This is a genomic window from Nocardioides eburneiflavus (assembly GCF_004785795.1).
GTDB classification, from domain to species: Bacteria; Actinomycetota; Actinomycetes; order Propionibacteriales; family Nocardioidaceae; genus Nocardioides; species Nocardioides eburneiflavus.
The window spans coordinates 2,918,577-2,931,186 of sequence record NZ_SRRO01000001.1; the positions used below are offsets into that span (position 1 = coordinate 2,918,577).

11 protein-coding genes are annotated in these 12,610 nt (G+C 72.0%); 4 read left to right on the forward strand and 7 right to left on the reverse strand.

From position 1 onward, the window contains the following. Positions 1–11: 11 nt before the first annotated feature. Positions 12–464 carry a methylmalonyl-CoA epimerase gene (gene mce / locus EXE59_RS13760; protein ID WP_135839414.1) on the reverse strand — a complete coding sequence of 151 codons (453 nt, stop codon included), beginning with the start codon at positions 462–464 and terminating at the stop codon, positions 12–14. Positions 465–622: 158 nt separating this feature from the next. On the opposite strand from mce, the gene EXE59_RS13765 reads away from it, so the two are divergent. Beyond that, the gene (locus tag EXE59_RS13765) at positions 623–1,807 is read left to right on the forward strand and encodes an acetyl-CoA C-acetyltransferase (RefSeq protein WP_135839415.1); all 1,185 of its coding nucleotides are present in this window, start codon (positions 623–625) and stop codon (positions 1,805–1,807) included. A 7-nt stretch (positions 1,808–1,814) separates the two neighbouring features. Next, positions 1,815–2,780 carry a methylmalonyl Co-A mutase-associated GTPase MeaB gene (gene meaB / locus EXE59_RS13770; protein ID WP_135839416.1) on the forward strand — a complete coding sequence of 322 codons (966 nt, stop codon included), beginning with the start codon at positions 1,815–1,817 and terminating at the stop codon, positions 2,778–2,780. On the opposite strand, the gene EXE59_RS13775 is transcribed toward meaB, so the two are convergent. The 3 genes from EXE59_RS13775 to EXE59_RS13785 form a co-directional block, all read right to left on the reverse strand. Further along, on the reverse strand, positions 2,766–3,260 hold the full coding sequence (locus EXE59_RS13775; RefSeq protein WP_135839417.1) for a hypothetical protein: 495 nt from the start codon (positions 3,258–3,260) through the stop codon (positions 2,766–2,768). The genes meaB and EXE59_RS13775 overlap by 15 nt on opposite strands. Before the next feature lie 159 nt (positions 3,261–3,419). Beyond that, positions 3,420–4,154: an SDR family oxidoreductase gene (locus EXE59_RS13780; RefSeq protein WP_168218512.1), complete on the reverse strand. Its 735-nt coding sequence runs from the start codon at positions 4,152–4,154 to the stop codon at positions 3,420–3,422. Positions 4,155–4,299: 145 nt separating this feature from the next. Beyond that, positions 4,300–4,845 carry a GtrA family protein gene (locus EXE59_RS13785; protein WP_135839419.1) on the reverse strand — a complete coding sequence of 182 codons (546 nt, stop codon included), beginning with the start codon at positions 4,843–4,845 and terminating at the stop codon, positions 4,300–4,302. A gap of 58 nt (positions 4,846–4,903) precedes the next feature. Between EXE59_RS13785 and EXE59_RS13790 the strand changes: the two genes are divergently transcribed. Continuing rightward, a complete protein-coding gene (locus EXE59_RS13790) occupies positions 4,904–5,839 on the forward strand; it encodes a co-chaperone YbbN (RefSeq protein ID WP_135839420.1) in 936 nt (311 codons plus the stop codon). A 24-nt stretch (positions 5,840–5,863) separates the two neighbouring features. Here the strand turns inward: EXE59_RS13790 and ppdK are convergent, their stop codons facing one another. From ppdK to EXE59_RS13805, 3 genes are all read right to left on the reverse strand, one after another. Next, on the reverse strand, positions 5,864–8,542 hold the full coding sequence (gene ppdK / locus EXE59_RS13795) for a pyruvate, phosphate dikinase (protein ID WP_135839421.1): 2,679 nt from the start codon (positions 8,540–8,542) through the stop codon (positions 5,864–5,866). A gap of 14 nt (positions 8,543–8,556) precedes the next feature. Continuing rightward, entirely contained in the window at positions 8,557–9,579 is a 1,023-nt protein-coding gene (locus EXE59_RS13800; RefSeq protein WP_135839422.1) for an NUDIX hydrolase, read from the reverse strand. Between the two features lie 117 nt (positions 9,580–9,696). After that, positions 9,697–11,568, reverse strand: coding sequence for a multicopper oxidase domain-containing protein (locus tag EXE59_RS13805; protein ID WP_135839423.1), 1,872 nt, complete (start codon positions 11,566–11,568; stop codon positions 9,697–9,699). 201 nt (positions 11,569–11,769) lie between these two features. Here EXE59_RS13805 and EXE59_RS13810 point away from each other — a divergent pair, with 201 nt between their 5' ends. Further along, positions 11,770–12,603: a hypothetical protein gene (locus tag EXE59_RS13810; protein WP_135839424.1), complete on the forward strand. Its 834-nt coding sequence runs from the start codon at positions 11,770–11,772 to the stop codon at positions 12,601–12,603. The last annotated feature ends 7 nt before the right edge of the window (positions 12,604–12,610 follow it).

Consider the following 12,610-nt stretch of genomic DNA (forward strand, 5'->3'; position numbering starts at 1 on the left):
TCGGGCGCTGCTCAGTGCGGTGCGCCGGGCTCCACCAGCTCGACCAGCACGCCGCCGGCGTCCTTGGGGTGGATGAAGTTGACCCGGCTGTCCGAGGTGCCGCGCTTCGGGGCGTCGTAGAGCAGGCGCAGGCCTCGCTCGCGCAGCACGGCCGCGACCTGCTCCACGTCGTCGACGCGGAAGGCGAGCTGCTGGATGCCCTGCCCGTTGCGGTCGAGGAACTTCGCGATGGTGGACTCGGGCGTGAGGGGGGCCAGGAGCTGGATGCACGAGCCGGAGTCGCCGACGCCGACCATCGCCTCCCGCACGCCCTGCTCCTCGTTGACCTCCTCGTGGAGGACCCGCATGCCGTACGCGTCGCGGTAGAACGCCATCGCCTCCTCGAGGTCGGGCACGGCGATGCCGACGTGGTCGATGGCCGTGAACAGGTGTCGGACGTCGTCCGGGAGGTCGGGGGTGCTCATGGGCACATCGTGCACTCCGCCGCGGCGGGCCGCGAGGGGGTGTGACGTGTGCCTCACGGTGAATGCCCGCTAACCCCCTCCCGGAGCGACGGGAGCGGTGGGTATCGTCCGAACCGACGGCACCTGCCGCCCTGACTCGCAACGCCTGGAGGAATGCCATGACCGGATCCGTGATCGTCGCCGGGGCCCGCACCCCGATCGGCCGCCTGCTCGGCGGCCTCAAGGACCAGTCGGCCGCCGACCTCGGCGGCGTCGCCATCAAGGGCGCGCTCGAGAAGGCCGGCGTCGCCGGCGAGCAGGTCGACTACGTGATCATGGGCCAGGTCATCCAGGCCGGCGCCGGCCAGATCACCGCGCGCCAGGCAGCGGTCAAGGGTGGCATCCCGATGGACGTCCCCTCGATCACGATCAACAAGGTGTGCCTGTCGGGCCTCAACGCGATCGCGATGGCCGACCAGCTCATCCGCGCGGGCGAGCACGAGATCGTCGTCGCCGGCGGCATGGAGTCGATGACCCAGGCCCCGCACCTGCTGCCGAAGAGCCGCGAGGGCTTCAAGTACGGCGACACCTCGCTGGTCGACTCGATGGCCTACGACGCGCTCTACGACCAGTTCACCCACCAGGCGATGATCAACCTGACCGACGGCTGCAACGCCGCCGGCGCCAACCTCACCCGCGAGGAGCAGGACGCGTTCTCGGCGCAGTCGCACCAGCGTGCGGCTCTGGCCTGGAAGAACGGCGTCTTCGACGACGAGGTCGTCCCGGTGACCATCGCGACCCGCAAGGGCGAGATCACCGTCGCCGAGGACGAGGGCGTGCGCGGCGACACCACCACCGAGTCCCTCGCCGGCCTGCGGCCGGTGGCCAAGGACGGCAGCATCACCGCCGGGTCCGCCTCGCAGATCTCCGACGGCGCCTGCGCCGTGGTCGTGATGAGCAAGGCCAAGGCCGAGGAGCTCGGCCTGCGCTGGATCGCCGAGATCGGCGCCTCCGGCCAGGTCGCCGGCCCCGACTCCTCGCTCCAGCTGCAGCCCGCCAACGCCATCGCCAAGGCGGCCGAGAAGGAGGGCATCGCCGTCTCCGACATCGACCTCTTCGAGCTCAACGAGGCCTTCGCCGCCGTCGGCATCGAGTCGGCCCGCCAGCTCGGTGTGGAGCAGGACAGGGTCAACGTCAACGGTGGGGCGATCGCCCTCGGCCACCCGGTCGGCATGTCCGGTGCCCGCATCGTGCTGCACCTCGCGCTGGAGCTCGGACGGCGTGGCGGCGGCGTCGGTGCGGCTGCGCTCTGCGGCGGCGGCGGCCAGGGCGACGCCCTGATCATCCGCGTCCCCTCTGCGTGAGTCCTGCGTGAGGAGGACCCAGGCGGTCCCCGACCTCGTCGCCCGCGCCCGTGAGGGTGATCCGGCTGCCGTGGCCCGGCTGATCACCCTCGTGGAGGACGCCTCACCGCTGCTGCGGGAGGTGATGGCCGCGCTCGGCGGCACCGCCGGGCGCGCGCACGTGCTCGGCATCACCGGCGCCCCGGGCGTCGGCAAGTCGACGTCGACGAGCGCCCTCGTCGCCGGCATGCGTCGCGCGGGCAGGCGCGTCGGGGTGCTGGCGATCGATCCGTCGTCCCCGTTCTCCGGGGGTGCGCTGCTCGGCGACCGCGTACGGATGGGCGACCACGCCCTGGACCGGGAGGTCTTCATCCGCTCGATGGGCGCCCGCGGGCACCTCGGCGGACTCGCCTGGTCGACCCCGCACGCGGTGCGCGTGCTCGACGCGGCCGGCTGCGACGTGGTGATCGTGGAGACGGTCGGGGTGGGCCAGAGCGAGGTCGAGGTCGCGGGCCTGGCCGACACGACGCTGGTGCTGCTCGCGCCCGGCATGGGCGACGGCATCCAGGCGGCCAAGGCCGGGATCCTCGAGATCGGCGACGTCTACGCCGTGAACAAGTCCGACCGCGAGGGCGCGGACCGGACCAGGCGCGAGCTTCGCACGATGCTCGGCATGGGCGAGCGTCGCGACGGCGCGTGGCGCCCACCCGTGCTGCAGACCGTGGCGAGCACGGGGGAGGGCATCGACGAGCTGCTGGAGGAGCTGGACCGGCACGCGGCCTGGCTGGCGGAGTCCGGCGAGCTCACGCGCCGGCGCACGCTCCGGGCGCGGGGAGAGGTCGAGGCGGTCGCCGTCGCCTCGCTGCAGGAGCGCTGGGGGAGCGCTGGGACGGGGCCGGGCCTCGACGCGCTGGCCGAGCGGGTCTCGCGCGGGGACCTGGATCCGTACGCCGCCGCCGACGAGCTGCTGGACGGGTTGTCAGGCCGCGACTGAGAGCGCCGCGCGGATGTCCTCGGCGAGACGGCGCGTCCACGCCTCCAGCACCTGGATGCTGACGCCCTGCGCGGTCACGGAGAGCAGGTGGCCGTCGCCCGCCTTCGCCGGCACGGACGCGATCACGGTGTGACGCAGGCCCAGCGTCAGCTCGACCGTCTCCACCGGCGCCGGCCCGTCGCTCCGGGGTGTGGGCACGCGCGCCCCGAACACCGCCCGGTCCTGGCGAGCGACCCGTGCCACATCGGACCCGGCGAGGCCGTGCACCGCCACTGGGTCGCCGCTCGCCGTGGAGAGGAGGGCCGTGGACGGACCGTCGATCGCGCCGAGCACGTCGACGAGGGACGCCCACAGGTGCTGCACGGGCGAGTCCGCGGCCGGCGCGCGGCCGAGGAGTTGCTCGCGGCGCCGCCGAGAGGCGCGTGCGGACCAGGAGGTGCCGCTCCGGGTGGAGGGCGGGGAGATCAGTTCGGCGGTCAAGGGACGTCCTTCCTGGCGACGAGGGAGCGACCGACCCGAGACGGCGCCGAGGCCTTGTGGACCTCTTGTTGCTTCCGTGTGGTGGAAATGTAACTGGGTTGGACCGGCGTGCACGGCATTTCGCCGAACTCGGGCGACAGCGGTGTCGCGAGGGATCCCTCAGCTGATGCGCAGCGTCTGGCCCGTGATGCGCGCGGCGGCACTGCTCGCCAGGAACAGCGTCGCGTCGGCCACGGCGTCGCCCACGCGCGGTTGCGCGGTGCGGACCATCGTGCCGCCCGCGGCCCGGCTGCCGCCGGACGCCGTCGAGCCCGGGGCGTACTGGCGCGGCAGCACGGACCGCTGGGCCTGGAGCACCGAGTTGACCCGCACCCCGAGACCGGCCCAGTTGTCGCCCGCGCGCGCGGTGGACTCGACGAGCTCGCGCTGGGCGGCCTCGGGCGTCGCCGCGAGCTGCAGCCACGACGTCACCGCGCCGGTGTTGACGACGCAGCCGCCGCCCAGGGCCGGGCTCTGGCCGAGCTTGAGACGAAGGCGGGTGGTCAGGAAGGTCGGGCCCAGGAGGCCCGACCGGGTCGCCTCGGCCACGAAGGCCCGCTCCCCGGGCGGCAGGCCGTAGGGAAGGTTGCACGACGCGGCGAGCACCAGCACGTCGATGTGGTTGACCGTGCCGGCCAGGTGGTCGATCGACTCCTGGCGCGCCAGGTTGACCGACTCGTAGTCGAAGGCCGACAGGTCGCTCTCGTAGAGCGAGCGCAGGATCATCGTGCCCGTGACGGTCACGGAGGCGCCGCACTCGGCGAACGAGGAGGCGATGGTGTGGCCCTCGCCTCGTGTGCCGCCGACGACGAGGACCTGGTAGCCGGTGAAGTCGTACGACCCCGATGTCGTCATGCCCTGGCGTCCCTCCCGTCGAGCTCGCGGCATTTTCTACCACGCGGTAGGGGTGCGGTGACAGGCGAGGCAGTGCCCAGTTCGGCCACAAATCGGCGCGCGGGCCACATGCTCACCAGAGGTCACTCCCACCCCAGGTCCCGCCTCACGTGCGGAGGTCGAGGCGCCACGAGCGTACGGCGGCGAAGGTCCACAGCTTGTTGAGCACGAACGACAGCGGCGTGACGAGCGCGATCACGACGAGCTGGGACCAGTAGAGGCGGTTGCGCAGGCCGGAGGAGTCGTCGAAGACCTCCCTCGGCAGGCTGACGGGGGAGTGCGGGTGCATGAGGAGCGTGAGCAGGGCGAGGCCCACCACCTGCACCCCGAGCCCCACGGCGAGGAACGGCCAGTACTCGCGCGTCCAGGAGGCCGCCCGGGTGGTCCGGAAGGTCCACGTGCGGTTGAGCTGGAAGTTGGACAGGTTCGCGACGAGGAACGCGGCGGTGGAGTAGACGTGGTACCAGCGCAGGTTGTAGTCAGTGGCGCCGAGGGCGACCACGGCGTCGTCGAAGTGCGGGCCGATCCGGCGCAGGAGGACCAGGGTGAGGAGGTTGACCACGACCCCGGACGCCCCGACCGCGCCGAAGCGTACGAGGAGTGCGACGTTGCGCCGGTGACGCGTCGACAGCACCGCGCCACGGGATCCCATGCTCGCGAGGCTACCGACCCGGGATCCGCCCCATGGCGCGGATCCCTAGGATTGAGCCATGACGCAGCAGCCCTTCAGCCGTCCAGGTGCCATCGACCTCTCCGGGCTGGGGCAGCCCGCCCCGCCGGCGGGAGCCCCGACCGGCCGGCCCGCTGCCCAGGCGGGCGGGGCGTCCTACAGCGTGGTCGTCGACGAGCAGAGCTTCCAGGGCCTGCTCGAGCAGTCGATGACCGCGCCGGTGCTCCTGGTGTTCTACTCGCGCACCCGGATGCCGGAGAGCGGTCAGCTCGCCGACGACCTCGCCACGGTGGTCGAGGAGCACGAGGGCCGCTACCTCCTCGGTCTCGTCGACATCGACGCTGCGCCCCAGATCGCGCAGGCGATGCAGATCCCGCAGATCCCGCTCGTGGTCGCCGTCGTCGACGGCCGTCCGATGCCGCTGCTGCAGGACCCGCTGCCGATCGACGAGCTGCGCACGGCACTGACCCAGGTCGGCCAGCAGCTCACCGCCCAGGGCATCACGGGGCGCCACCAGCCCCGCTCGAGCGGGACTCCGGCGTCCGAGGGCGAGGAGGAGGTCGTCGACCCGCGCTACGCGCCCGCGCAGGACGCGCTCGCCGCCGGTGACGTCGACGCCGCGGTCGCCGAGTACCAGAAGCTCGTCGACGCCAACCCGGCCGACGTCGAGGCCGCGGGCGGTCTCGCCATCGCCAAGGTCATGCAGCGCACCCAGGGCGTCGACCTCAATGCGGCCCGCGCGGCCGCGGCGGAGAACCCCGACGACGTGGACGCCCAGACGATGGTCGCCGACCTCGACATGCTCGGTGGCCACGTCGAGGACGCCTTCACGAGGCTGGTCAACCTCGTCGCCCGTACGAGCGACAAGGACCGCGAGAAGGCGCGCGACCACCTGCTCGGCCTGTTCGCCGCCGTCGGCAACGACGACCCCCGCGTGCTGGCGGGCCGGCGGGACCTCGCCTCGGCGCTGTTCTGAGTCGCGTCGGGAGCCCGGACCGGCCTACCGCTTCCCGAGGACCGAACGCCCGGCCTCGAGCCGTGCCACAGGCACCCGGAAGGGCGAGCACGACACGTAGTTGAGCCCGACCTCGTCGAAGAAGTGGACCGACCTCGGGTCTCCGCCGTGCTCGCCGCAGACGCCGATCTTGAGGTCGGGATTGGTCTCCCGGCCCTTGGTCGTGCCCATCTCGACCATCCCGCCCACGCCGCGCTGGTCGAGCGACTCGAACGGCGAGACGTCGAAGATGCCGTGCTCGAAGTAGCGCGAGAAGAACGACGACTCGACGTCGTCGCGGGAGAAGCCCCACGCCATCTGGGTGAGGTCGTTGGTGCCGAAGGAGAAGAAGTCGGCCCGCTTGGCGATCCGGTCGGCCAGGAACGCCGCGCGCGGCAGCTCGATCATCGTGCCGATCGCGATGTCGAGCTTGACGCCCCGGTCCTCCTCGACCTCCGCGATCACCCGCTCGATGTCCGCACGGACGATCTCGAGCTCCCGGACGCTGGCGACCAGCGGCACCATGATCTCCGGCCGCGGCGTGCCGTGGACGGCCATCCGGTCGGCGGCAGCCTCCGCCATCGCCCTGGCCTGCATGAGGAACAGGCCCGGGATCTGGATGCCGAGTCGGACGCCGCGGAGGCCGAGCATGGGGTTCTGCTCGTGGAGGCGGCGTACGTGGGTGAGCAGGGTCGCGGCGCGCTCGTCGACCTCGCCGCGCTCCTCGGCGAGGGCTACCTCGACGCTGAGCTCGGTGAGGTCGGGGAGGAACTCGTGGAGCGGGGGGTCGAGCAGCCGGATCGTCACCGGCAGGCCGTCCATCTCCTCGAGGATCCCGGCGAAGTCCTCGCGCTGCAGCGGCAGCAGCGCCGCGAGGGCGTCCTCCACGCCGGCCTCGTCCTCGGCCACGATCAGCTTCTCGACCAGCTCGCGGCGCTCGCCGAGGAACATGTGCTCGGTGCGGCACAGGCCGATGCCCTGGGCGCCGAAGCGACGGGCGCGGGCGGCGTCCTCGGGGGTGTCGGCGTTGGTGCGCACCCGCAGGCGGCGGGCACCGTCGGCGTGGGCCATGATCCGGGCGACCGCGTGGGCGAGGTCGTCGTCGAGCTTCTCGCCCTCGAAGTGGCGCACGACGACCGAGTCGGCGACGGGCACGGCGCCGGCGAACACCTCGCCGGTGGTGCCGTCGATGGAGATGACGTCGCCCTCGCGGACGACCTCCCCGTCGCGCACCGTGAACTGCTTGCCCTTGGTGTCGACGTCGAGCGACTCCGCGCCGCACACGCACGTACGTCCCATGCCGCGGGCGACGACGGCGGCGTGGGAGGTCTTGCCGCCGCGGCTGGTGAGGATGCCGCGGGCCGCGACCATGCCGCGCAGATCGTCGGGGTTGGTCTCCTTGCGGACCAGGATCACGTCCTCGCCGCGCGCGGCCCACTCCACCGCCGTGTCGGAGTCGAAGACCGCCTTGCCGACGGCCGCGCCGGGGGAGGCGTTCATCCCGGTGGCGAGGAGGGTGCGCTCGGAGGACTCGTCGAAGCGGGGGAACATCAGCTGGGCGAGCTGCTCCCCGGTGACGCGGAGGACCGCCTCGTCCATCTGGATCATGCCCTCGTCGACCATGTGGACCGCGATCCGGAAGGCGGCCTCGGGCGTGCGCTTGCCGACGCGGGTCTGGAGCATCCAGAGCTTGCCGCGCTCGACGGTGAACTCGATGTCGCACATGTCCCGGTAGTGGCGCTCGAGCCGCGACATGATCCCCATCAGGTCGTCGTGGGACCTCCGGTCGATCTCGGCCATGTCGGCGAGGGACACCGTGTTGCGGATGCCGGCGACGACGTCCTCGCCCTGGGCGTTCTGGAGGTAGTCGCCGTACTCGCCCTGGGCGCCGCTCGCCGGGTCGCGGGTGAAGGCCACTCCGGAGCCGGAGTCCATGCCGAAGTTGCCGAAGACCATGGCCTGCACGTTCACCGCGGTGCCGAGGTCCTCCGGGATCCGCTCCTGGCGGCGGTAGAGGCGCGCCCGGTCGGTGTTCCAGGAGTCGAAGACCGCGCGGATCGCGAGGTCCATCTGCTCGCGGGGGTCCTGCGGGAAGTCGCGGCCGGTCTGCTCGCGGATGATCGCCTTGAAGGACTCCACCACCCCGCGCAGGTCGTCGGCGTCGAGGTCGAGGTCGTCGTCGGTGCCCTTGGCCCGCTTGGCCTCGTCGAGCGACTCGGAGAACAGGTGGGAGTCCACGTGCAGCACGGTCCCGCCGAACATCTGCAGGAGCCGTCGGTAGGAGTCCTGCGCGAACCGGTCGGACTCGCTGCGGGCGGCGAGCCCGCCCACGGACGTGTCGTTGAGACCGACGTTGAGGACGGTCTCCATCATCCCCGGCATCGAGAACTTGGCACCCGAGCGCACGGACACCAGGAGCGGGTCGTCGGCGTCGCCGAGCTTCTTGCCCATCGCCTCCTCGAGCGCGGCGAGGTGCTCGGTGACCTCCTCGCCTAGGCCCTCGGGCTCGCCTCCCTCCCCGGTCTCCTTCAGGGCCAGGTAGGCCCGACAGGTCTCGGTCGAGATCGTGAAGCCCGGTGGGACGGGCAGGCCGAGGTTGGTCATCTCGGCGAGGTTGGCCCCCTTGCCGCCCAGGAGGTCCTTCTGGTCCTTGCTGCCCTCTGCGAAGTCGTAGACCCAGGTCATGAAGGCATCCTGCCTCAGCGACCGGACTCCGTATACGGCTGGGCGCCGCCGACCGCCGCGCGGACCCGGCGCGCGGTGAAGTCGGCCGCGAGCTCGTCGACCTCCTCGAGCGTGCAGAACCGCACGTCGCGGATCTCCCGCTCCTGCATGACGACGTCGGCCAGCGCCGAGTGCGGCAGCGTGCCGCCGTCGAAGACCAGGCACACTGCGTCGTCCCAGCCGCCCCACGGGGGCAGCCAGTCGGTGAGCAGGAGGCCGCGCGGCTCGACCTCGAGGCCGAGCTCCTCCTCGACCTCGCGCTGCACGGCCACCTGCGGGGACTCGCCGACCTCGACGACCCCGCCGGGCAGGTCCCAGTCGCGCTTGTAGGTCAGCTGGCACAGCAGCACGCGGCCCTCGGGGTCGCGCACCAGCATCTGGGAGATTGCGCGCTTGCGCGGGAGGAAGGAGTTGAGCAGGGCGCGGAAGCTCTCGGGGTCGGACAGGGGCGGGTCGGTGGAGAGCCGGGCGAAGACGAGGTACGACGTCGCGTCCGGACGGTCGCCCATGCCGGGCGTCACGCGCTGCACGCCCTCGAGTCGCAGGCCCGCCCGGGTCGCCACCCGGCGGCTCCGGTCGTTGCGCGGGTCGATGCGTGCCTCGACCCGCTGGAGCCCCCAGCCTCCTTGCTCGGAGTCGGCGAAGGCCCAGTCCACGAGGAGGCGTACGGCGCGCGCAGCGTGGCCGCGGCCCCGGCGGCCGGCGTACAGGGCCCAGCTCAGCCGCGCTCCCGCGCTGCCCTCGCGGGTCAGCTCGACGCTGCCGACCAGGCGGTCGTCGTGCTCGACGGCGAAGGACGCCTGCTCGCCGGCCCGGTAGCGCTCGCGCCAGCGCGAGATCGCCGCGAGGTGCCTCTCCTCGCTGACGTCGGCCGGGTCCCACCCGAACCAGAGGGCCATCTCGTCGTCGTGCCCGGCCACCGCCTCGGCGACGTCCTCGTCGCGCCACGGTCGCAGCGTGACGGTCCCGTCAGTCAGCGTCGGCTGTTCGGCAGGCACTCCCTCACCCTAGCCACGGACCACGTCGTCAGGCAGGCGGTCGGGAAGTGGCGAGCGCGCTGTGGCGCTCGCGCAGTGTGGACCTGGCGCCAGCTGCAGGCACGGTGTCGCGACGGCTCAGCGAACCACGTCGAAGCGCGCCATCATCCCGTGGTCCTCGTGGTCGAGCATGTGGCAGTGGATCATGAAGGGCCCGGTGTAGTCGGTGAAGCGGGCCGCCACCTCGACCACCTCGCCGGGCTCCAGCCGCCAGGTGTCCTCCAGGCCCTGCTCCCACGGGGGCGGGATCCTGCCGTCACGTAGCAGGGTGCGCCACTGCTCGGCATGGATGTGGACGTAGTGGGTGACGTCGCTGGTGTTGCGGAAGCGCCACCGCTCGACGGTGCCGAGCCCGGCCCGATGGTCGATGCGACCGGGGTCGAAGGCCTTGCCGTTGATCGACCAGAAGGTGCCGTGCCCGCCGTGACCCCCGTGCTCGCCGGACCGGCGATCGCCCGAGAGCCCGAACGTCCACGACTTCGACACCTTCCTCGGGACGGGCGAGACGAGCTCCGGGGAGGGGAGCCGGGCGGGGAGGCGCGAGGCGTCGCGCGCGGGCGACCCCACGCGGAACTCCATGATGGCCGTCGCACGGGCGTCGTCCCCCGTCGTGCCCGGGGACGCCGGATCGGACTCGAGCACGATCCGCTTGCCGGTGGCGCCGGCGAAGTCGACCAGGACGTCTGCCCGCTGTGCGGGGCCGAGGAGCACGTGGGTGCGGACCACCGCTCGGGGCAGGAAACCGCTGCCGGTGCCGATCTGGAGGAACGGGCGGCCGTCGGACAGCGCGATGTTGTAGCTGGAGAACGGCGAGGAGTTGAGCAGGCGCAGCCGATGGCGGGTCGCCGAGACGGTGAGGTAGGGCGCCTCCCGGCCGTTGACCAGCACGGTGTCGCCGATCGTGGCGTCGTCCGGCGGGGCGTGGGGCCCGACCCACGCCATCGCGCCGTGGTGGCCGACCATCCTCGAACCGCTCGCGAAGGGGTCGGTCAGCTGGTTGTCCGCGCGGAAGGAGCGCTCGGAGATCATCAGCGGCACGTCGCGCCGGCCACGGGGGAGCTGGAGCCCGTCGCGCGGCGGATCAGTGACGATGAACATGCCCTGGAGGCCGCGCCAGTTGTTGCGGGCAGTGTGGTCCATGCGGTGGTCGTGGTACCAGAAGAACGACCCGGGCGCGGCGCGGCCGTCGACCGTCAAGGGGTAGTCGTAGGTGCGGCTCGCCCCTCGACGGATCAGCTGGGTCGTGGGCTGTCCGTCGTGCTGCGAGGCGTGGTGGTCGCCGTGCAGGTGCGTGGTCATCGAACCGGCCCCGCGCGGCAGCCGGTTGACGATCGTGACCTCCGTGCCCTGGCCGCCGCGGCGGCGGATCGTGGGCCCTGGGTAGCTGCCGTCGTAGGTCCACATCGAGGTGCGCGGACCGTGCGGCCGGGCCCGCACCAGGCTGCGTCGCATCACCAGCCGGATGTCCGCACCCCGCTCGGTCCGCGGGACGACGAGCGGCTGCTCGAACGTGGGCCGCTCCGGCTCGACGCCACCGCCCGTGCCCTCGACGGTGAGGACGCCGCGCATCCCCGGGTGGAGCTTGCAGTAGAAGTCCCACTGGCCGGCCGCCAGGAGGTCGACTCCCGGCACGGTCGCGGTCGTGCCGGCCCGGACACGGACGTCGAACAGGGGCAGCCCGTCCGGTCCGTTGGCGACCGAGGTCACCGTGTGGTCGAAGGAGTCGAGGTTGACCACGGTCACCTCGCCCCCGCCCGACACGGTCACCAGGGGCGTCGCGTACCCCTTCCGCACCCCGCCCTGGTCGATCACGATGGTGGCGTTGCGGACCGGCTCGGCCCACGCGGGACCTGCGTCCGGCGCCGGGGACACGTCGTACGCTACCAGGACCGTGGCGCACAGCAGGACTGCGGTCGCACCGACCGCGACACGCACTCTCGACCCCCACATCCCTCCGAGTGTGCCTCCCGGCCCAGGTCGGTCGCATACCCGTTATCGGGGTCGTTCGGACAAGGGAGGGGATCCCTCGCGACGGAGGCGTAGGAACGTGCCTGTACTGGACCTGCCGCGTCGGCGCCGGCCGGGTGGCTCACGGAGAAGGGTTGGTCACTCATGCAGATGGTGAAGAGGATGCGCAGGGCAGTGGCTGTCGTGAGCGCAACAGCGCTCGTGGCCTCGCCGCTCCTGCTGTCACCGACCGGCGTCAACGCCTCGGTCGCGGCCGCGAGCTCCAGCGCGGCGATGCCCCAGGTCAAGGCGACGCTGACCAGGAAGACGATCCGGATGTCCGGCGTCGACAGGCTGCGGGCCGGGCGGGTCAAGCTGAGCGTCAGCGGCAAGGGCGTCGTCGAGTTCCTCATGTTCGACAAGGGCTACGACGTCGCGGACTTCGCCAAGGACCTGGGCAAGTTCGAGTCCAAGAACGACATCAAGGCCCTCCGGCGCGCGCTCGCGAACACCACCATCCTCGGTGGTGTTGCCGGAGGTGGCACTGGAACGGTCGTGTTCCCCAGGGCGGGCTCCTACACGCCGTTCGCGCTCGGCCAGCGCGGGCCGGTGTTCGGGAAGGCCTTCACACTGAGGGGTCCCGTCCGGTCGTCCAGGACGCCGAGGACCGACGGCAGGATCATCGCCAAGAACGGTCCCTCGTGGGGAGGGGCCTCGCACCTGCCGATGAAGGGCCGCTTCCTGTTCAAGAACAAGGGCAACACCGGGGTCCCGCACTTCGTGCTGCTGCAGCAGGTCGCCGAGGGCACCACGGCCGACCAGGTGCTGGAGTTCCTGCAGAGCGAGGAGGGGCCGCCTCCGTCGTGGCTGCTGCCCGGGACGCTGGAGACCGGCTCGCTCAGCCCGGGGCGGAGCATGACCGTCGACTACGACCTGCCCGGTGGGCAGTATGTCGTGCTGTGCTTCTTCCCCGACCCGAAGATGGGCGGCATGCCTCACGCGCTGATGGGCATGATCAAGATGATCCACCTGATGTGAGCGTGAG